This window comes from Aeromonas sp. A04, assembly GCF_047780465.1.
GTDB classification, from domain to species: Bacteria; Pseudomonadota; Gammaproteobacteria; order Enterobacterales; family Aeromonadaceae; genus Aeromonas; species Aeromonas bestiarum.
The window spans coordinates 748987-769814 of record NZ_JBLNHP010000002.1 but is presented as its reverse complement, the minus strand read 5'-3'; the positions used below and the strand labels follow the sequence as shown (position 1 = coordinate 769814).

Sequence of the window (20828 nt, the reverse complement as noted above, 5' to 3'; positions counted from 1 at the left end):
CAGCAGGGCAAGCGTCACTTCTCCGGTGCTCGGGTTGATGGTCAGCGTGAAGTAGTCCACCCCACCGGCACTGCCGGTGATAACGTTGCCCACCTGATTCAGCACGATGGCCTCGCCCTGTCCAGCGGGAGCCTGCGGATCTACCGCAAACAGGCCGCTGACCACGTTGCTGCCGGTGAGCGCCAGGCTGTAACCAATCGTGCCCGCCCCATCGGCCCCGAAGGCCGGATTGAACTGGGCCTGCACGCTGGCAGCACTCAGGCTGGCACTGGCCACTCCATCGTTGCCTGCGCCACCCAGGCTGACCATGCTTTCGTCCACGAACACACTGCCCACACCTTCCGATCCAGAGGTGAGCGTGACGCTCGGTACATCATCCAGGATCACCACATCCAGACTGCCACTGGTACTATCACCATCGGTGTCCACCAGTACCACACCGAAACTCTCACCCAGAGCCGCATCATTGACAGGCTTGGTATGATTTTCATTGTCACTCAGGGTGTAGCTGTAATTAACGCTGCCTAACCCGGTGACCGGGTTGTAATTAATGCCGGTCACTACCAGCTGATTACCCAGTGGGCTGGTAATCGCCTGAGGGAACACCGTAATAGCTTGCCCATTACTGATCAGAGTGACACCGCCCAGAGTCAAACTCTGTACACCATCTGCCGCATTGAAGGTAAACACGCCACTTTGTGTAAGAGCTGTTGCATTCGGGTTGCTGCCATCTGCCAATGCAGCTTCATTTAGCGTCAGCTCACCGCCTTCCAGCTGCAAACCAGCCAGACCAACCGGCTCATCAACCGAAGTGATGGCAATAGAGAGCGTGGACTGAACCGTGTCTGTGCCGTCTGTGACGGTATAATTCACTGTCGGAACCGGCCCATCGTAATTAGGTGCTGGCGTGAACAGATAGCTGCCATCGGCATTGACCACCAAGGTTCCCACCCCAGTCAGGGTTACGGGAGTGCCCAATGCAGGATTGATGATGGAACCCCAGCTAAACCCGGTAACAGACGGAGCCTGCGGTCCATCATTGTCGATGGTATTGGCCAACAAGTTGCCGGAGATAAGGGTGTCTTCTGTCGCAACAACACTCTCATTCTGATCGGAGATATCATTGGCAGGAATAATTGTCAGTTCCAGTGTTGACTGAACCGTGTCAGTGCCATCGGTGACGGTATAAGTGGCAGGAGGTACAGCGCCATCATAGTTGGGGGCAGGTGTGAAAGTGAAACTGCCATCAGCGTTAATGACGAGGCTGCCGACACCATCAATTGTGACGCTGGTACCTACAACAACGTTGACGTTATCCCCCCAGCTGAAGAACAGCACAGACGCCGCATCAGGACCATCAGCGTTGACTGTGTTGGTGAGAACATTGCCATTCAGTACCCCATCTTCGGGAACGGTCAACTGCTCACCTTGATCCGCCAATTCGTTGGTCAGCAGTGGTTCTGCCAGCTGCTGAGTATCGACCACTGGCTCGGTCTGGTAAGTGGTGTCAAACCCGGCTGCGGCAATCGTTGCATCACCGGTTCTATCTATGGTGACAAAGCCGCCGTTACCACTGGCGCCGGCGACTCCACCAATTCCACCGCCACCACCACCTGCAGCAGGTGCCCCACCGGCGGCAGATGCCTCAAAGTTCTGCGTCGGGTCAACCCCTTGCAAGATCGATTGTTGCAATGCGGCAATATCGGGAGAGGTCGCACTCCCTGCATCCGGAGCCTGTGGCTGTCCCGGCACCGGAGCATCCGGGGCTACGGCATCTGGCGTGGCGGAAGCAGGAGAATCGTCATAGGGGGACAGTATCAGCTTGGCGTCATCTGCAATATTGAGTTTGGCGCCGGGCTGAAGGATTTCACCTTTCTGCAGAGGGCGACTGCTACCATCGGCCAGCAATATTTGAACGTTGCCTTCAACAGAAGAAACCACCACGGTTTTGTCGATTACTTGGGTACGCATATCCATTGCTCCAACATGACAGATCTTGATGTCTACACCATAGATGCCTGTCCGCCTCGCTTCCGTTGCAAAAATGTACAAGATGGGTTCAAACCGGGAGCAATGCTGCGCATTAAATCGAAGGGTCTTTTTTTATATTGTTGAATCAGTCACTTGATAGGGATTCGAGTAAGCCCTTATGCGATTCCTCAGCCAAAAGTCTTAATACTTATTTTTAATTCACATAAAAAAAGGGCCCTCATGGGGCCCATTCTTGGCGCTAATGGCTCAGGACAAAGGAAAAGCGGGGTGTACGAAGCCCTGATAACCATCGATATGCAACTTGGAGAGCAACTCGACCTGATGCTGATCCTCAACACGGGTTGCGATGGTAGTCACACCCGCATTGTGAGCGGCGCGGCAAACTGCGGCCAGGAAGGAGGTATCGGCCCCTGGCTCCATGACCTGACTGGTATAACCATGGTCAACCTTGACATAGGCTGGCGCCAGCTCCTCCAGATACCCCAGAGACTGGAAGTGACGACCATAATGATCGACCCCCCACTCGAACCCATGCTCCTGCAAGGTGTTCACCAAGGCGATCACATGTTCCTTGTGCTTCATGATGGCGGCCTCAGGTATCTCAAACAGCAACCTCTCCTTCAATTCGGCGTGAGTCGACAGATACCCCGTCAGCCAGGTCAGAAACTCATCAGAACAGAGAGAGCCTGCCGTGATATTGATGGCCAGCACCAGATCTGATTGCCGTTCAAACAGGGGCACGCAGGCATCCAGTACTGCCTGATCAAACTCGCTGCCCAGCTTGAACTGCTCGATGGCTGGCAAGAATTGGCCGGCAAAATAGTCGGTACCATCGCGTGAAATAGAGGCAAACAACTCGGCATGCAGTCGCACCCCATTGTCGAAACGGCAAGCCGGCTGGGCCTTGAAGCGCCACAAGTGCCGGACAATGGCATCTTGCACCAGATCGCGCCAGGCCAGACGCCCCATCAAGCCCTGATCGGTACCGCCTTCCATCACCACGGCACCACGGCGCTCATTGCGCGCCTTGCCCAAGGCGTTGTCGGCCTTGGTCAGCAAGGCCGAGAGATCGTCATTACCGTCACGTCCCGCAATACCGATGACGGAGAGGGCATCCCCTTCTCCCATGGGATTCACGACCAGGTCGGCAATACGAGCGTTGATGGCTTCAGCCAGCTCCTTCAGCTGAGCCAGGTCATCGGTAGGGCACAGTAGCGCATATTCCGTAGCGGAGATCCGTGCCAAAGCCGAGCCATCCCACCCCTTCAACTGTTCTTTCAAGGTCTGTGCTATCGACTTGACCATGTTGTCCCGCGCGGCAAAGCCCTCTTCACGGTACAGGTCATCCAGCATATCGACCGCCACCAGCATGACACCACCTTGCCCCGCTTCGGCAATCCATGCGTTGACCTGCCCGACAAAATAGGCCCGGTTACCCAAGCCGGAAACGGCATCTACATAGACACGCTCCCGCAATTTTTCGGCCTCTTCCGCTTGCTCTTTAAACTGCAGTGCCAGCTTGCTGGAGAGGGTGTTGATGGCCTGCACCACCTGTTTCAACTCGTGGGTCTTGGGTTCTGGAATGGCGTGGCCAAAGTGGTGCAGTTCAATCTCCACCGCCTGCTCACAGATCTGTTTGAGCGGCTTGAGCAGATAATTCAATGCTCTCATCAACAAAATGGTGGTGATCAAAAAACCGATCAGGAACCAGCTTGCCAGTTCACTCATCCCTCGCCACAGCTCGTAATAGGCCTGCCCCGGGTGACCCACTACTTTCAATTTTCCCAGTTGCAGCCAGCCTGACGTCAGAATTGACTCGTTGGATACCTCGGGAAACAGACCCAGACCAATGAACCATTGCGGCACACCCTGAATGTTATTGGTGTTCTCCTGCTCGATGACATCCTTGGAAGCCAGCAGATCCAGCCGGATCAACCGGTAATAACCACCATCAAAGATGGCCTGGATCACTGATTCAGCCCCCACCTTGTCACCGTTTTCCAAATACGGGGTAAGCGCCAGCCCCAGCGAAGTAGCGGTATTGATGACGGTGGTTTCCTGTTGCTGCGCCAGATAGGTTCGAGTCGAATTGAACTGCACCCAATAAGTGGCCGCAAACAACAATCCGAACAGGATCAACATGGTTGCCAATAATTGTCTGTAGAGCGTCATAGGTTAATCATCCAAATTCACCACAGGCTGAGCCAATCGCCCTGAAGTCATGCGATTGCGTAAATCACTCCATAATCCCAAGCGTGACGACTGCCCGGCCAGTTCCCCTTGACCACGCGCCTTCATCAACCACAAGTGACTACCGTTAAAGCTGTATATCGGCACCAGATCCCTGCGCTGACTGGCAGGGCGGATCGAACCGATCAAATTATCCAAAATCACAGGCACTGAGGAAGGCGTGTCATAGTAGGCAACAACCATATGAAACTGGTTATAATCCAATGCCTTGACATATACCATCCGCATTTTTTCATCCGGAATGCCAAGCTCCAGCAGGGTGAAATACTTGGAAATGCTGAAGTCTTCGCAATCACCGCCTGCCGCCCCCAAAAACTCCAGCGGGGTGGCCCAGTAATCTTTTTTGCGCCACAACTTGATGTCATCGATGAAGCGCATCTGATTGAAAAACTGGTTTACCTTCTCCAGCTTCTGGCGCTCGTTCAGCCCCGCTGCACGATTTTGCATGACCAGCGTACGCCAGGTCGTCACACGCTTGCCCGCCCTGACCCCATAGGTTTCCTGAGCGCGCAGGACCAATTTGAGATCTTCGGGTGTCAGAGGCTGACTGGCACAGAGCAGCAGCGGAAGTGAAACCAGCAGCAACCACAGCGAGTAACGCAACCAGCGAGCGCGTAAACGCCGGCCCAACCCTGAGGCTGACACCCTGCTGCAACCGCTTGCCTTCCACCACACAGTCACGCTCATCCTCTGGCATCCAATGACAGTCACTGCACCGGTCTAGGGTGACCGTGAGAGACAAGGGATGGCGGCAGCACGGCTGCAACCATCCCTTTCAATCGCATCAAGCCTGATGCGATCTCCATTACTGTTTAGCTTGCCAGTCAGCCGGCTGCTGGACGTTAAACGCGTTGAGCAGACTGCCTGTGGCGTTGAGGATGCGATAGTCAGCCAGCAGAGCGTCATACTCGGCGGTGATGTAGCTGCGGCGCGCCTCAAACAGTTCGTTCTCGGTGTTCAACACGTCAAGCAAGGTACGCTGGCCCAGACCAAACTGCTTCTTGTACGCCTGTACAGTGTCATAGCTGGCGTCAACGTGCTCTTTCAGGAAGGTCTTCTGTTTGGTCAGCGACTCCTTGGCGTTCCAGGCCAGGCGTGTTCCCTCTTCAACCTGACGGAAAGCATTCATGTGAATGTCTTTCGCCTGGGAGTAAAGGGCCGAGGTTGCCTTGCTTTCGGCCAGATCAGATCCACCACGGAACAGGTTGTAACGCATCCTCACCATGGCGGTCAGATCGTCGTTATGACCCTTGACCGCATCTATATCCTCGTTCCAGTTCTGATCCACTTCGAACGACACATTCGGATAGAAACCGGATTTGGAGCCCTCATGCTGGTACTTGGCCGCTTCGATATCCTGCAGAGAGGAGAGCAGAGTCGGGTGCACTTCGGTAGCCGTTTTCAATGCGGCATCCAGACTGGCGGGAACAAGTTCTCCATTGGGAACGGGTTGTACCAGATCCTTTGGCATCTCGTTGACGACACGAATGAACTCACTCTCGGCATCGCGGTAGTTGTTCTCGGCGGCAGCCTGGTTGGCATAGGCACGGGCAACACGACCATCGATCTGGGTCTGGTCTGCGGTAGAGCCCAGGCCCGAGTCGGTCCGCTTGCTGATGTCGCTGCGGATCTGCTCATGGGTTTCCAGGTTCTGCTTGGACAGCTCCAGGATCTCCTGCTGGCGCAGCATGTTGAGGTAAACCTCGGCCACACGCAGCGCCGTGTTCTCCGCCTCGGAGATCATGGCCAGACGTTGGGCGTTGGCTTCGGCATCGGTCCGGGCCACGTTGCTGCTGACATTGAAACCGTCAAACAGCATCTGACGCAGGCTGATCCCGGCCTCTTTGCGGGTCATAGAGTCATCAATGGTGGTCGAGTTGGCACCTGCTGCACGGGTGGACGGGCTGTCGGTCTTTTCATAACCGACACCACCGCGCAGATCTATGGTGGGGTAATAACCGCCTTTGGCGCCATCATGCTGATACAGTCGAGCCTGATAGAGGTCAAAAGCTTCCTTGATTTTCGGATGGGTAGCCAGTGACTGTGCCACTGACTGTTCCAGCGTTTGAGCCTGGGTAAGGCCCGGGAACAGCACGGCGCCACTTACTAACATGGCAACAATCGTCTTCTTCATGGTATCTCCAGTCATGTTGTTTTTAGATTGTTGGCTTATCGTTCTCTCAGTGCCGACTGCCTAGCCCGTAATATCGGCTTAAGCAAATAGTCTAGGACACTTTTTTTACCAGTAATAATATCTGCACTGGCTAACATACCGGGGATGATGGGAAGTGCGTTAAGCTCATCGCCCAAGTAACTTTTCTCGGTGCGAACTCGTACCAGGTAGAAGGAGTTCCCCTCCTCATCCTGGATGGAGTCGGCACTTATCTGTTCAACCTTTCCATGTAATCCTCCATAGATAGTGAAGTCATAGGCAGTGATCTTGACCACGGCCTCGAGCCCTGGCCGCAAGAATGCAATGTCTTTCGGGGAGACCTTGGCCTCGACCAGCAGGGTGTCTTCCAGCGGCACTATCTCCATCAGATCCATCCCAGGTTGCACCACACCCCCAAGGGTATTGATCTTGAGCTTCTTGATGGTGCCTTTGAGCGGCGCAATCACGCTGGTACGGTCGACCCTGTCCCGCAGCCCTACCTGCCCCTCGGAGAGCTGGCTCAGTTTCCCCTGCCGCTCGTTGAGCTCCGTCTGTGAGTCGGCCCGAAACTTCAACGCTATGTCGTTGCGCTTGGAGATGGTCTCCCGCAGCACTGAGTTGAGTTTGGGGATCAGCAGCCGGTTGCTCTCCAGCTCCCCCTGCATCTCGTTGACCTGACGCTCCAGCTTGATGAGCTCGACCTGAGGTACTATCCCCTCCTTGGCCAGCGGGCGGCTGATATCCAGCTCCTGACGAGCCAGATCCACGCTGCGCCCGACGGTTCTGATCTTGGCGTTGAGCTCTATGGTCTCCTGCTCTTTTTGCTCGATCTGCTGGCCGAGTATATAGAGCTGGTTGTTCAGGTTGTTGAGTCGCTCATCCTGTACCGACTTTTCACGCGCAACGTACTCGGCAAACACGTTCTCGAATCCATCAGGAAAATCGATCGGCTGCTTGTCAATGGCCACTTGCTCACGCCAGCCCAGATTGGGCGCGGTCTTGACCACCACACTCTGGATCTCGGCCCTTAGCCGGGCGATATCGCCCTTGAGGATCACCAGCTCCTGCTCACGCTCCCGAAAATCGGAACGGAAACGGGTGTCATCGATGCGCAGCAGCGGCTGCCCTTTCTCGACGATATCCCCCTCCTTGACGAAGATCTCCTTGACGATCCCACCCTCGAGGTTCTGGATCACCTGCAACTGACGGGACGGGATCACCTTGCCCTGCCCGACCGTCACCTCGTCCAGCTCAGCCCAGGCTGCCCAGATGATGGCGCTCATGAAGAACAGGAAGCAGGCCCACAGCAGCGCTCTGGCCCGGGTCGGGGTAGTCAGCAGGACGGCGGCGGCGCCATCGTCGACAAACTCCAGATGCTCGGGGGCAGGCAGCACAGTATCGGACGGCGACTTCTTGAACAGGCCAAATCTAGCCATTGGACGCCTCCTGCACTCGCACCTTGCCTTCCTTCAACTGTTGCAACACCACCTCTTTGGGTCCATCTGCCACTATCTGCCCCTGCTCCACGACGATGACCCGCGATGCGACATCGAGCATGGAGGTCTTGTGAGTGATGAGGATCAGGGTGGTCTCCGGTCCCAGTCGTGCCAGCTCATGCTTGACCTGCATCTCTGACTGGTTATCCATGTTGGAAGTGGGTTCGTCCATCACCAGAATGGGGGGATCGTTGAGCAGGGCCCGGGCCAGCAGGATTGCCTGACGCTGACCGCCGGAGAGCTGCCGCCCCCCTTCACCTATCTGGCGGTCCAGACCGTTCGGGTCCCGGTTGGTGAAGTTGGTGACCCCGGCCCGCTTGGCCGCACGCATGACCCGCACATCGTCCACCAGCGGGTTGCCGAGCATTATGTTGTCGCGCACCGAGCCAAAAAACAGGGTCACGTCTTGCGGCACACAGCCTATGTTGCGCCGGATCACGGATGCCGGCAGCTGATCCAGCTCGAACCCGTCGATGCGCACCGAGCCATCGGTCGGCCGATACAGGCCCATCAGGATCTTCTCGAGGGTCGTCTTGCCCGCCCCGATCCGGCCTATGATGGCCACCTTCTCGCCCGGCTCGATCCGCAGATTGATGTTGTGCAGTGTGCTGCTTTCCATCCCTGGGTACTTGAACGACACATTGTCAAATTCGATCCGGCCGGCGATGACAGGGTGATGAATGTACTGCTTGCCCTCCTCCTGCTCGCCCGGCGTCATCATGATCTTCTCCAGGATCTCCAGCGCGGATTTGGCCTGGTTGTAGCGGGTGGAGAGCACAGAGAGTTGCACCATGGGGGCGATGGCGCGGCTCGACAGCATGACGGCGGCAATCATGCCGCCCATGGTAACCAGCCCTTCCGATATCTGATAGACACCGACGATCACCAGGCCCACTGTCACCACCTGCTGGATGTAGCTGGCCAGGGACGACATTGAGTTGGTGATGCGGCGCGTCTGCACGCCCCAGGTCGATATATGGGATACCGCCTGCTCCCAGCGGTGCTGGAACATGCTCTCGGCGCCAAAGATCTTGACGGTCTCCAGCCCGGAAATACTCTCGATCAGGTTGGCATTTTTCTGGGAGGCAAGCCGCGAGCCCTCTTCGATGGACTGCTTGAGGGGCGCCTGGATATAGAAGCTGTAGGCCACCAGGATCAACATGGCGACGATGGGCACCACCACCATGACGCCGGCAAACATCCAGATGATAAAGAGGAAGAAGACCGCAAAGGGCAGATCGATAAGGGTAGAAACCGTCGCGGAAGTGAAGAACTCCCGCACCGATTCGAACTCCTGCAGGTGTTTGGCAAAGGCGCCGGTAGAGGCCGGTCTTGACTCCATCCGCATGCCCATTACCTTGGCGAAGATCTTGGCCGACAGCAGCACGTCCGATTTCTTGCCCGCGATATCGATAAAATAGCTGCGCAACTGGCGCATCACGAAATCGAAGGTAAACACCACCATGGCGCCCGCCGCCAGCACCCAGAGCGACTCGAACGCCAGGTTGGGCACGATTTTGTCATAGACGTTCATGGTGAACAGCGGGCTGGCCACCGCAAACAGGTTGATCAAAATGGAGGCGATCAGCACATCACGATAGATGCCACGGGATTCAAACAAGGTGCTCCAGAACCAGTGTCCATCACGGGTCTCCAGCACCTTGGGGGAACGGTCATCAAACTTGAACTGTTTTTTGACGAAGAAGAGCCGGCCCAGATACTCATCACCCAGCTGGGCTATGCCAAGCCACTCGGCCGCATCCCCTGCCTGAGGAAAAATCACCTTGCCCTGGGTTCTGTCTTCGTTCCACTCCAGCAGTATGCAGGCACCGCCGTTGCGCATCTGCAGCACGCAAGGCAACAACAGGGAGGAGATATCGGCAAGGGGCTGGATCACTTCCCGTGCAGACAGCCCCCCCCGCTCGGCGGCGCGACTGAACAGGTTCGGGGTCAGCAGGCCGGATACCAGCGGCAATCCAGTGGTCAGAGCATCCCTGCTGTTGGGTACGCCATAAAAGCGGGTCAGGAAGACCAGGCACTCCAACAACTCATCAATACGGTTAGTTTCTGCTTGCATAGCATCCTGTCACTGCATGATTAGGCCGACTGTGGTGGTCACACATCGCTGTCCGGCGAACGCGATCTCGTGGAATAAATAACCCGGACTCCACGGCAAGAGATCAACAGCCTGATTAACGTTAAAGCACAGGTAAATGACACTGGATGTCATCGTCAGACCTGAGAGGCATTACGCCCAAAGGCGGTACGGCATGATCGGCACTCGATAGCGACACAAGATGGCGCCATGTCCGATATATCCCGCCTAAATTGGAAATAACACAAGCTTATTGATAATGATATCTTTTTCAAGCCCACTACTATATCAAGACAATTTTACCGAAACTATACTGCAAAGACTGAATTTCATCTAATAACCCTCTGTTTTTTTTGACGAAATTTGATTGCTCACTCAATACATCCTGCGAGGGAAAAAGGTCGCCCCAGGCTGTGTCCCTGAGCGCCGGAGCGAGCCAGTTCACTAGCAATACCAGCCATGGCTGTCCAGCGATTCTCGCACCAGACCGGCGCCAACAGGGTCGGACGACGAGCCGAAGCTGAGATGCGGTGATAGACCACCTCGGGGGGCGTGTGCTGGATCATGGCCACCGCCGCCTCCACGTATTGCTCCAGGGTCAGAACTTCAAGTCGACCCGCCTGCCAGGCCTTGCCGAGGGTACTCCCCTCCACCACGTGCAGCGGGTGCAGCTTTATCCCCTCCACGCCCGTCTCCACTATGCGGTGCAACGTATTCAGGCTGTCCATGGGCACTTCACCGGGCAGGCCGACGATCAGATGCGCGCAAACCTTGATGCCACGCCGATGGGCCCGCTCGACCGCATCGGCATAGGCCGCGTAGCCGTGCCCGCGGTTGATGCGCTGCAAAGTCTTGTCATTGGCGCTCTGCAGCCCCAGCTCCAGCCATACCTCATAGCCACGAGCCTGATAGCCGGCCAGCAAGTCCAGCACAGCATCCGGCACGCAATCGGGGCGAGTGCCGACACACAAGCCCACCATGTCGCTCACCGACAGCGCCTCTTCATACATGCGCTGCAGATATTCCACCTCGGCATAGGTGCTGGTATAAGCCTGAAAATAGGCGAGGTAGCGCTTGGCACGGGTCACTTCATCCCGGCGCGCCAGCAGTTGTTGCACCACGGAAAGCTGCTGGGCCGACTCGTCGGCAAAAGAGGAGACATTGCAGAAGGTGCAGCCACCGCGGCCCAGGGTGCCGTCCCGATTGGGGCAGGTAAAAGCGCCGTGAATGGAGAGCTTGTGGATCTTCTGGCCGTGGCGTTGCTTGAGATCCTGACCGAATGTATTGACGAGTTCGTGTAACTGCATGACACCTCCGCTAAAGGAGCGCCATTGTACGAGCTTGCACAAACAGGGCGCTGAGCTGGATCAAGGGAGACGAGGGTCAGAAAACATATAAATATTCACCAATATTTGGATAAATATCTGCAAGTAGGTAGTTATTGACGCTTTCGAAACCCGTCAGCTAAAAACAGCGCCCAGGCCACAACCGAATAACGACCAGCTAACCACCTGTTGAGCAATGAAATTTTCCTCATAGCCCCATTGGCGACAAATGCAAGACACAGGGTGCGTAATTGTGATCGCCACCTCTCACTGGCCGGATTGATTGGTAAAATTACTACAAATCACCGTCCCCACTGAGTCAACCAACAAAACCCAAGATATCAGTATTAAATCCTGCAAAAATAAAAACAGCCAGAGCAATAGCCACTTCAAGCCCCATATACACCCGCACCCCGACATTTTGTTATGACTTTGTAATAATGAAAACAGCCGGGATGTCCAATTGACCTTGCCGAAAAATCCCATTAGTTTGGAGATTCGCCACGTCAGGCGGACGGAACCACAAGAGCCAATCGCAATTTATGCAGTTTGCGATGCAAGGCCGAGCAAGGGAGAAATGCAATGTCACTATATGATCCAAAGCTGGAGAGGGATAACTGTGGCTTCGGCCTGTTGGCCCACATGGAAGGTGAAGCCAGCCACAAGCTTGTCCGTCTCGCGATGTCAGCATTGGCTCGCATGCAGCACCGCGGCGGCATCTCTGCCGACGGCAAGACCGGCGATGGCTGCGGTCTGCTGCTGCAAAAACCGGACAGCTTCTATCGCGCGATCGCCGAAGAGAAAGGATGGCACCTGGGCCGCAACTATGCGGTCGGCATGCTGTTCCTGAATCCGGACCCCCTGTTGGCCCAGCAGACCCGCGACATCATAGACGAGGAGCTGGAAAGAGAAACCTTGAGTCTGGTCGGTTGGCGCAAGGTGCCCATCGATACCAATGTGCTCGGTCCCATCGCCAAAGCCTCCCTGCCCAGCATCGAACAGGTCTTTGTCAACGCGCCCCCCGGCTGGGTCGACAAGGATCTCGAGCGCCGCCTCTATATAGTGCGTCGCCGCATCGAGAAGCGTATCAGCGACGACTACTTCTATGTGGTCAGCCTCTCCAATCTGGTCACAGTCTACAAAGGACTGTGCATGCCGGTGGACTTGCCGCGCTTCTATCTGGATCTCGCCGACATTCGCATGCAGGCGGCCATCTGCGTGTTCCACCAGCGCTTCTCCACCAACACCAGCCCGCGCTGGCCGTTGGCGCAGCCGTTCCGCTACCTGGCCCACAACGGCGAAATCAACACCATAGCCGGCAACCGCCAGTGGGCCAAGGCGCGCAGCTACAAGTTCGCCACTCCGCTCATCCCGGATCTGCAAGAGGCCGCCCCCTTTGTCAACACCACTGGGTCGGATTCCTCCAGCCTCGACAACATGCTGGACCTCTTCCTGGCCGGCGGCATGGACCTGTTCCGCGCCATGCGCCTGCTGATCCCGCCTGCATGGCAAAAACACCCGAACATGGATGACGACCTGCGCGCCTTCTATGACTTCAACTCCATGCACATGGAGCCCTGGGATGGCCCGGCCGGCATCGTCATGACAGATGGCCGCTACGCCACCTGCGCGCTGGACCGCAACGGCCTGCGCCCGGCACGTTATGTCATCACCAAGGACAAGTTCATCACCCTCGCGTCTGAGGTCGGCACCTGGGACTACACCCCGGACGAGGTGCTGGAGAAGGGCCGGGTAGGCCCGGGCGAGCTGTTCGTAGTGGATACCCGCAACGGCAAGGTGTGGACCAGCTTCGAGATCGATGACGATCTCAAGAGCCGTCACACCTACAAGCAGTGGATGGACAAGCATTGCAAACGGCTGGTGCCGTTCGAGCAGATGGATGACGCCAGCACAGGCGCCCGCGAGTTCTCGGACGACCAGCTCAAGACCTATCAGAAGCTGTTTGGCTACTCCTACGAGGAGCTGGATCAAATCATCCGCGTGCTCGGCGAGAACGGCCAGGAGGCGGTCGGCTCCATGGGGGATGACACCCCGATGGCGGTGCTCTCCTCCAGCCAGCGTACCCTGTATGACTACTTCCGCCAGATGTTCGCCCAGGTGACCAACCCGCCCATAGATCCGCTGCGGGAAAACCACGTGATGTCGCTGGCCACCTGTATCGGGCGCGAGCAGAACGTCTTCAACGAGACCTTCGGCCACGCCCACCGGGTGCTGTTCCAGTCGCCTATCCTGCTCTACTCCGACTTCCATCAGCTGCTGGCGCTGGAAGGGGAACACTATCGTCATGCGGTGCTGAGCCTGAACTACCAGCCGGAAGAGGGGCTACAAGCGGCCCTTGAACGGCTGTGCAAGGACGCCGCCGACAAGGCGCGCGGCGGTACAGTGCTGCTGATCCTGTCGGATCGGGACGTCAGCGCCAATACCCTGCCCATTCCGGCTGCCATGGCGGTGGGCGCGGTGCAACGCACCCTGGTGGACAACAACCTGCGCTGCGACGCCAACATTTTGGTGGAGACCGCGAGCGTGCGCGATCCGCACCACTTCTCCGTGCTGCTGGGCTTTGGCGCCACCGCCATCTACCCCTATCTGGCCTATGAAACCCTAGCCAAACAGGTCGAGGAAGGCGTGCTCAAGATGAGCCTGCGCCAGGCCATGCTCAACTACCGCAACGGCATCAACAAGGGGCTCTACAAGGTGATGTCCAAGATGGGCATCAGCACGGTCGCCAGCTACCGCTGCTCCCAGCTGTTCGAGGCGGTGGGGCTCTCCAGCGCCGTGGTCGCCATGTGCTTCCGCGGCGTCTCCAGCCGCATCCAGGGCGCCGATTTTGCCGACATCCAGCAGGATCAGCTCAATCTGGCCCGTCAGGCCTGGTTGGCGCGCAAGTCCCTCACCCAGGGCGGCCTGCTCAAATTTGTCCACGGTGGCGAGTACCACACCTACAACCCGGACGTGGTGCAGACCCTGCAAACCGCGGTGCGCTCCGGCGACTACGCCGATTACAAGGAGTACGCCCGTCTGGTGAACGAGCGCCCTGTCTCCACCCTGCGTGATCTGCTCGCCCTGAAGAAGGTCGACAACCCGGTGGCGCTGGAGCAAGTCGAGCCTGCGGCCAAGCTGTTCCCCCGCTTCGACTCCGCCGCCATGTCCATAGGCGCGCTGGGCCCTGAGGCCCACGAGGCACTGGCGGTGGCCATGAACCGGCTCGGCGGCAAGAGCAACTCGGGCGAGGGTGGCGAAGATCCCAAGCGTTTCGGCACCGAGAAAAATTCGCGCATCAAGCAGGTGGCCTCGGGGCGCTTCGGCGTCACCCCCCACTACCTGATGAACGCGGACGTGGTGCAGATCAAGGTGGCCCAGGGCGCCAAGCCAGGCGAAGGGGGTCAGCTGCCCGGTGACAAGGTGACGGCCCAGATTGCCAAGCTGCGTTATTCGGTGCCCGGCGTGACCCTGATCTCACCGCCGCCGCACCACGACATCTACTCCATCGAGGATCTGGCTCAGCTCATCTTCGACATCAAGCAGATCAACCCGGACTGCCTGGTGTCGGTCAAGCTGGTGTCCGAGCCCGGTGTCGGCACCATCGCCTGCGGCGTGGCCAAGGCCTATGCGGACTTCATCACGGTCTCCGGTTATGACGGCGGCACAGGTGCCAGCCCGCTGAGTTCGGTCAAATATGCCGGCTCTCCCTGGGAGCTGGGCCTGGCCGAGACCCAACAGGCCCTGGTGGCCAACGGTCTGCGCCACAAGGTGCGGCTGCAGGTGGATGGCGGTCTCAAGACCGGTCTGGACATCATCAAGGCGGCCATCCTCGGCGCCGAGAGCTTCGGTTTCGGTACAGGCCCCATGGTGGCGCTCGGCTGCAAATACCTGCGTATCTGTCACCTGAACAACTGCGCCACCGGCGTCGCCACTCAGGATGAGAAGCTGCGCCGCGAGCACTTCACCGGCCTGCCGGAGATGGTGATGAACTACTTCCAGTTCATCGCCGAGGAGACTCGCGAGCTGATGGCTCAGCTGGGGGTGACCCAGCTGACGGATCTGATCGGTCGCACCGATTTGCTTGAGGCCCTGCCCGGCCTCACCGCCCGTCAGGCCAAGCTGGATCTCTCCGGCCTGCTGGCGAGCCCGGTGGCACCGGCAGGCTCCAGCCTGTTCAGCCAGCAGCACAACCCGACCTTCGACAAGGGTCCGCTCAACCTCAAGATGGTGGAAGACCTGCTGGAGGCGGTCGAGCACAAGTCTGGCGGCGAATTCCGCTATGACATCCGCAACACGGATCGCTCCGTGGGTGCCCGTCTCTCCGGCGAGATAGTCAAACGGCACGGCAACCAGGGCATGGCGGCCGATCCGGTGCGGGTTCACTTCAACGGCACCGCAGGCCAGAGCTTCGGCGTCTGGAACGCGGGTGGCCTCGAGATGATACTCACGGGTGACGCCAACGACTACGTGGGCAAAGGCATGACAGGCGGCAAGCTGGTGGTCAAACCCCACGTCGGCGTGGCGTTCAAGTCCCACGAGGCGGCCATCATAGGCAACACCTGCCTCTATGGCGCCACCGGCGGCAAGCTCTACGCGGCAGGCACGGCGGGCGAGCGCTTCGCGGTGCGCAACTCCGGCGCCCTGGCGGTGGTCGAGGGAATTGGTGACAACGGTTGTGAATATATGACAGGCGGCATAGTCACCGTGCTCGGCACCACCGGCGTCAACTTCGCGGCGGGCATGACCGGCGGCTTCGCCTACGTGCTCGACGAGTGCGGCAACTTTGCCAAGCGCACCAACCCCGAGCTGGTGGAACTGCTGGACGTGGCGGATCTCGCCATCCACCAGGAGCACCTGCGCGGCATCATAACGGCGCACCTCAATGAGACCGGCAGCTCGCGCGCCGAGGAGATCCTGGCCCATTTCGACGCCTATGTGCCCAAGTTCAAGCTGATCAAACCCAAGTCCAGCGACGTCAAATCCCTGCTTGGCCACACCAGCCGTTCCAGTGCAGAACTCAGAATCCAGGCGCAATAAGGAGGGAACCCTATGAGCCAGAACGTATTCCAGTTTATCGATGTCCAGCGGGTCGACCCGCCCAAGAAGCCGCTCAAGATCCGCAAGATCCAGTTTGTGGAGATCTACGAGCCCTTCAACCAGGCCCAGGTCGGCATGCAGGCGGATCGCTGCCTCGACTGCGGCAACCCCTATTGCGAGTGGAAGTGCCCGGTGCACAACTACATCCCCAACTGGCTGAAACTGGCCAACGAGGGGCGCATCCTGGAGGCGGTGGAGCTCTCCCACCAGACCAACAGCCTGCCGGAAGTGTGCGGCCGGGTCTGCCCGCAAGACAGACTGTGCGAGGGTGCCTGCACCCTGAACGATCGCTTCGGCGCCGTCACCATAGGCAACATCGAGAAATACATCACCGACAAGGCGTTCGAGATGGGCTGGCGCCCGGATCTCTCCAAGGTGATCAAGACAGACAAACGGGTCGCCGTCATAGGTGCGGGCCCCGCCGGGCTCGCCTGCGCCGACGTGCTGGCGCGCAGCGGTGTCAGCGCCGTGGTGTTTGACAAGTATCCGGAGATCGGCGGCCTGCTCACCTTCGGCATCCCCTCCTTCAAGCTGGAAAAAGAGGTGATGCAGCGTCGGCGCGAGATCTTCGAGGGCATGGGGATCGAGTTCCGCCTCGAGACCGAGGTGGGCAAGGATGTCACCTTCGCCGACCTGCTCGGCGAGTTCGATGCCGTCTTCCTCGGGGTCGGCACCTACAAGTACATGAAGGGCGGCTTCGACAACGAGACGGCCCCTGGTGTGTACGACGCCCTGCCCTACCTCATCTCCAACGCCAACCGGCTGCTGGGCTTTGAGAAGGCACAGGCCGATTACATCGACTTCGCCGGCAAGCAGGTGGTGGTACTCGGTGGCGGCGATACCGCCATGGACTGCGTCCGTACCGCCATCCGCCAGGGCGCCGACAAGGTGATCTGCGCCTACCGTCGCGACGCCGAGAACATGCCGGGCTCCAAGCGGGAGGTGAAGAACGCCCAGGAGGAAGGGGTGGAATTCATGTTCAACCTGCAGCCGGTCGGCGTCGAACTCGATGCCCATGGCCGTACCTGCGGCATTAAGGTGGTGAGCACCGAGCTCAGTGCGCCCGATGCCAACGGCCGCCGCAATCCTGTGGTGATCGCAGGCTCCGAGCAGGTGCTGGCCGCCGATGCCGTGGTGATGGCGTTCGGCTTCCAGCCCAACCCCCAGCCCTGGATGGCGGAGTACGGTATCGAGCTCGACAGCCGGGATAGGATCAAGGCCCCCGAGCAGGCCGAACATGCCTTCCAGACCAGCAACCCCAAGGTGTTCGCCGGTGGCGACGCTGTGCGTGGCTCGGATCTGGTGGTCACCGCCATCTACGAGGGTCGCAAGGCCGCCGAGGGGATCATGGACTACCTGGCCGTGTAAACTGCCGTCCAAGGCTTCCCCAAGCAAACAGCCCCGCATCTGCGGGGCTGTTTTTTATATGGCTGTCGTCCGGGCAAGCGCCGCTAGATGCTCCAGCTCTCCGGCAACCGCTCGGTCAGGGTGGAGATGTACTCGAAGGTGCGGGCCCGCTTGGGAGTGGTGAACATCTGGCGCGCACTGCCCGCCTCCACCACCTCGCCGGATTCCAGAAAGATCACCTGTTGCGCTATCTGGGATGCCAGCCGCAAGTCGTGGGTGGCGATCAGCATGGTGGTGCCTTCACGTGCCAGCTGGCGCAGCACGGCCACCACCTCCAGCGCGAGCTCGGGATCCAGCGCCGAGGTGGGCTCGTCACAGAGCAGCACCTTGGGTGACTGGGCCAGTGCCCGCGCGATGGCGACTCTCTGCTGCTGGCCGCCGGAGAGGGTGGCGGGCACAGTCTCGGCCTTGTGGCTGAGCCCCACCTTGTCCAGCAAGGCCAAGCCCCTCGCCACCGCCTTCTCCTTTGGCCACTTCAGCACTGTCACCAGCCCCTCAATCACGTTCTCCAGCACCGTCATGTGCGGGAACAGCTGGAAGTTCTGAAACACCATGCCGGTCTGCTGGCGCAGGCTCAGCACGCTCTGACGCGACAGATGGCGCGAGAAATCGAGCTCGCTCCCCCCCAGCACCAGCGTCCCCGCATCCGGCCGCTCCAGCAGGTTCACGCAGCGCAGCAAGGTGCTCTTGCCGCTGCCGGAGGGACCTATCAGGGCGGTGACGCTGCCCGCTGCCATGGCCAGATCCACTCCCTTCAGCACCTTCTGAGCGCCAAACTGCTTCTCGATGCCGCTCAATCGGATCATAGGGCAAGCTCCCGGGTCTCTTTGTGGGTCAGTCTGCGCTCCAGCCTGTCTTGCAGGGTGGAGAGCACAGAGCTGAACAGCAGGTAGATGATGGCCGTCTCGACATAGAGGATGAGCGGCTCATAGGTGACGGAGGCGAGTCGCTGGGCCGCCTGAAACAGCTCGGGCACAGTCACCGCCGCCGCCAGCGAGGTGTCCTTGACCAGCGAGATGAAGGTGTTGGAGAGAGGTGGCACAGCGATGCGCGCCGCCTGCGGCAGGATCACCCGCCACATCACCTGGGGCCAGTTCATGCCGATGGAGTAGGCCGCCTCCCACTGCCCCTTGGGGATGGCGGCCAGGGTGGCGCGGATGATCTCCGAGCTGTAGGCACCTATGTTGAGGGTGAAACCGATGACGGCGGCGGTAAAGGCATCCAGCACTATGCCGGCACTCGGCAAACCATAAAAAATCAGAAAGAGCTGCACCAGCAGCGGCGTGCCCCGAATAAGCCAGACATAGAAGCGGACCAAGGCGACCAGCGGAGCGGGACCATATAATCTTGCCAGTGCCACCAGGAAACCGAGCAATATTCCCAATACGAAGGTGATCAGGGTCAAGGGCACGGTAAAAATAAGCCCCGCACTGAGCAGGGGCCAAAAAGAGTCGATCATTAACTGCAACCAGGCTGGCACGTTAATTCCCCTTTATTGTTATTATTCGGCCAAGTTATTAATTCGAGACGTCAGTGCCAAAATATTTCAGCGATATCTTCTGATAGGCACCGTCTTGCTTGGCGGTGCGCAGCGTCTGATTGATGGCGGCCAGCAATTCCGGTTGTCCCTTGGCGAGCAGGGCGGCCGATTGATCCCCCTTCGGCTCGGTCGCCGCCACCTTCAACTTGGCATCCGGCTTCTGCTTCTTGAAGTCCAGGTAGGAGAGGCTGTCGTTGATGGTGGCATCCACCCGCCCGGTCAGCACCAGCTCAAGGGACTGGTTGAAGCCCTCGGTGGCCACCACCTCGGCCCCCGATTTTTTGGCCAGCTGGGCAAAGTTGCTGGTCAGGGACTGGGAGGACTTCTTGCCCTTCAGATCCGCGAAGCTCTTGATGGTGCCGTTGTCGCTGTGTACCACCACCACTGCTTTGGAGGTGATGTAGGGGTCTGAAAAGTCATATTTTTTCAGCCGCTCCGGGGTGATGGCCACTTCGTTGAGCACCAGATCGTAGCGCTTGGCATCCACCCCGGCGATGAGCCCGTCCCACTTGCCCTCGACGAACTCGGGCTTCACCCCGAGACCGCGTGCGATCAGCTCGCCAATCTCAACGTCAAAACCCACCAGTTTGCCGCTCTTGTCGTGGTAGGTAAACGGAGGATAGGCCCCTTCCGTGCCTATCTTGATCACCCCGGCACTCTGAATGGCGGCGAGGCTGGATTGGGCCTCGGCCGAGGTCATCAGAGCCAGCGGAAGCGCCGCCAGCAAAAACAGGGAACGTACTTTTTTCATGAATCACCTCGTTATATTTATAAATACCCAGAACGCTTGCCAAATAAAATATATTGGCGCCATGCAATTATTATTTTCCGAACCTGAATTCGTAGCGGGCCGATTGATATCATTCGCTGCAACATCACAGATTAATCCGGCTGACTATCGGCATGGACAAAACATAACGCGGGCCATTCCATTGCCAAACAATGAAATGTGGGGATATTTAGCGAAATTATGGATAACGAGGATAAAAGCAAGGTAACAAGACAAAATAATCATTCCCCCAGGGTGGCATGGCTCACCCTGGGGGCCGGGATCAGGCGAGTTGCGACTCCCGGGGGATCGGGGTCACCCAGGGTCGACGCCAGTGGGGGGCCTCGTAGAGATCGGGCCAGAACTCGGTCTGGTGCAGGATGGCGTCTCCGCGCACAGTGTGAAAAGTGATGGCGCGGGCCTGCACCTGGCCATCGGTGATCAACACCTCTGTCACCACCTCCCGCCCCTGCTCCAGCAGCCGGACCACCTCAAAATTCCAGGGGCCCGCCGCCGGATAGCGGCGGTTGATCTCGATGAAGTTGCAGCGCCCCGCGATCCGCTCGCCCGACTGCGGCCAGTCACAGACATAATCCTCGCACAGCCACCTGGCCGCCTTGGCAAAATCGTTGCTCTGCATGGCCTGCCAATAGGCCTCTACCACAGCTCTTGGTTCCATGGTCTTGAATTCCATGCTCACTC

13 protein-coding genes are annotated in these 20828 nt (G+C 58.5%); 2 read left to right on the top strand and 11 right to left on the bottom strand.

All coding sequences use genetic code 11. The features are described from left to right. From ACM3N8_RS11245 to ACM3N8_RS11215, 7 genes are all read right to left on the bottom strand, one after another. A partial coding sequence (locus ACM3N8_RS11245) for a retention module-containing protein (protein WP_416016122.1) occupies positions 1 to 1971 on the bottom strand: 1971 nt, incomplete at its 3' end. A 267-nt stretch (positions 1972 to 2238) separates the two neighbouring features. Continuing rightward, positions 2239 to 4164, bottom strand: a complete 1926-nt coding sequence (locus ACM3N8_RS11240) for an EAL domain-containing protein (RefSeq protein WP_290064786.1) — start codon at positions 4162 to 4164, stop codon at positions 2239 to 2241. Positions 4165 to 4167: 3 nt separating this feature from the next. After that, positions 4168 to 4929: a transglutaminase-like cysteine peptidase gene (locus tag ACM3N8_RS11235; protein WP_416016121.1), complete on the bottom strand. Its 762-nt coding sequence runs from the start codon at positions 4927 to 4929 to the stop codon at positions 4168 to 4170. 118 nt (positions 4930 to 5047) lie between these two features. After that, the gene (locus tag ACM3N8_RS11230) at positions 5048 to 6376 is read right to left on the bottom strand and encodes a TolC family outer membrane protein (protein WP_043139314.1); all 1329 of its coding nucleotides are present in this window, start codon (positions 6374 to 6376) and stop codon (positions 5048 to 5050) included. A gap of 35 nt (positions 6377 to 6411) precedes the next feature. Then, positions 6412 to 7830 (bottom strand): HlyD family type I secretion periplasmic adaptor subunit, encoded by a 1419-nt coding sequence (locus ACM3N8_RS11225; protein WP_043139311.1) that lies wholly within the window; start codon positions 7828 to 7830, stop codon positions 6412 to 6414. After that, positions 7823 to 9967 carry a type I secretion system permease/ATPase gene (locus ACM3N8_RS11220; protein WP_241280932.1) on the bottom strand — a complete coding sequence of 715 codons (2145 nt, stop codon included), beginning with the start codon at positions 9965 to 9967 and terminating at the stop codon, positions 7823 to 7825. The genes ACM3N8_RS11225 and ACM3N8_RS11220 overlap by 8 nt, the downstream gene beginning before the upstream one ends. Positions 9968 to 10356: 389 nt before the next feature. Next, entirely contained in the window at positions 10357 to 11292 is a 936-nt protein-coding gene (locus ACM3N8_RS11215; RefSeq protein WP_042866258.1) for a TIGR01212 family radical SAM protein, read from the bottom strand. Between the two features lie 600 nt (positions 11293 to 11892). Between ACM3N8_RS11215 and gltB the strand changes: the two genes are divergently transcribed. Both gltB and ACM3N8_RS11205 read left to right on the top strand, forming a co-directional pair. Further along, positions 11893 to 16350: a glutamate synthase large subunit gene (gene gltB, locus ACM3N8_RS11210; protein WP_416016120.1), complete on the top strand. Its 4458-nt coding sequence runs from the start codon at positions 11893 to 11895 to the stop codon at positions 16348 to 16350. Positions 16351 to 16362: 12 nt separating this feature from the next. Next, a complete protein-coding gene (locus tag ACM3N8_RS11205; protein ID WP_042866254.1) occupies positions 16363 to 17778 on the top strand; it encodes an FAD-dependent oxidoreductase in 1416 nt (471 codons plus the stop codon). 83 nt (positions 17779 to 17861) lie between these two features. Here ACM3N8_RS11205 and ACM3N8_RS11200 read toward each other — a convergent pair whose 3' ends face one another. The 4 genes from ACM3N8_RS11200 to ACM3N8_RS11185 all read right to left on the bottom strand — a co-directional run bounded on the left by ACM3N8_RS11200 (position 17862) and on the right by ACM3N8_RS11185 (position 20820). Beyond that, a complete protein-coding gene (locus tag ACM3N8_RS11200; protein WP_290019588.1) occupies positions 17862 to 18623 on the bottom strand; it encodes an amino acid ABC transporter ATP-binding protein in 762 nt (253 codons plus the stop codon). Further along, positions 18620 to 19276 carry an amino acid ABC transporter permease gene (locus tag ACM3N8_RS11195; RefSeq protein WP_240485632.1) on the bottom strand — a complete coding sequence of 219 codons (657 nt, stop codon included), beginning with the start codon at positions 19274 to 19276 and terminating at the stop codon, positions 18620 to 18622. The genes ACM3N8_RS11200 and ACM3N8_RS11195 overlap by 4 nt, the downstream gene beginning before the upstream one ends. Positions 19277 to 19334: 58 nt before the next feature. Continuing rightward, positions 19335 to 20108, bottom strand: a complete 774-nt coding sequence (locus tag ACM3N8_RS11190) for an amino acid ABC transporter substrate-binding protein (RefSeq protein WP_103472860.1) — start codon at positions 20106 to 20108, stop codon at positions 19335 to 19337. 301 nt (positions 20109 to 20409) lie between these two features. Next, complete coding sequence (locus ACM3N8_RS11185; RefSeq protein ID WP_103472859.1) at positions 20410 to 20820, bottom strand: nuclear transport factor 2 family protein; 411 nt, start codon at positions 20818 to 20820, stop codon at positions 20410 to 20412. Between the last annotated feature and the right edge of the window lie 8 nt (positions 20821 to 20828).

Coding starts and splice junctions, on each gene's coding strand:
- ACM3N8_RS11230 (WP_043139314.1), bottom strand. CDS start 6,376: ATGAAGAAGACGATTGTTGCCATGTTAGTAAGTGGCGCCGTGCTGTTC.
- ACM3N8_RS11200 (WP_290019588.1), bottom strand. CDS start 18,623: ATGATCCGATTGAGCGGCATCGAGAAGCAGTTTGGCGCTCAGAAGGTG.
- ACM3N8_RS11215 (WP_042866258.1), bottom strand. CDS start 11,292: ATGCAGTTACACGAACTCGTCAATACATTCGGTCAGGATCTCAAGCAA.
- ACM3N8_RS11185 (WP_103472859.1), bottom strand. CDS start 20,820: ATGGAATTCAAGACCATGGAACCAAGAGCTGTGGTAGAGGCCTATTGG.
- ACM3N8_RS11225 (WP_043139311.1), bottom strand. CDS start 7,830: ATGGCTAGATTTGGCCTGTTCAAGAAGTCGCCGTCCGATACTGTGCTG.
- ACM3N8_RS11205 (WP_042866254.1), top strand. CDS start 16,363: ATGAGCCAGAACGTATTCCAGTTTATCGATGTCCAGCGGGTCGACCCG.
- ACM3N8_RS11190 (WP_103472860.1), bottom strand. CDS start 20,108: ATGAAAAAAGTACGTTCCCTGTTTTTGCTGGCGGCGCTTCCGCTGGCT.
- ACM3N8_RS11235 (WP_416016121.1), bottom strand. CDS start 4,929: ATGAGCGTGACTGTGTGGTGGAAGGCAAGCGGTTGCAGCAGGGTGTCA.
- ACM3N8_RS11220 (WP_241280932.1), bottom strand. CDS start 9,967: ATGCAAGCAGAAACTAACCGTATTGATGAGTTGTTGGAGTGCCTGGTC.
- gltB (WP_416016120.1), top strand. CDS start 11,893: ATGTCACTATATGATCCAAAGCTGGAGAGGGATAACTGTGGCTTCGGC.
- ACM3N8_RS11195 (WP_240485632.1), bottom strand. CDS start 19,276: ATGATCGACTCTTTTTGGCCCCTGCTCAGTGCGGGGCTTATTTTTACC.
- ACM3N8_RS11240 (WP_290064786.1), bottom strand. CDS start 4,164: ATGACGCTCTACAGACAATTATTGGCAACCATGTTGATCCTGTTCGGA.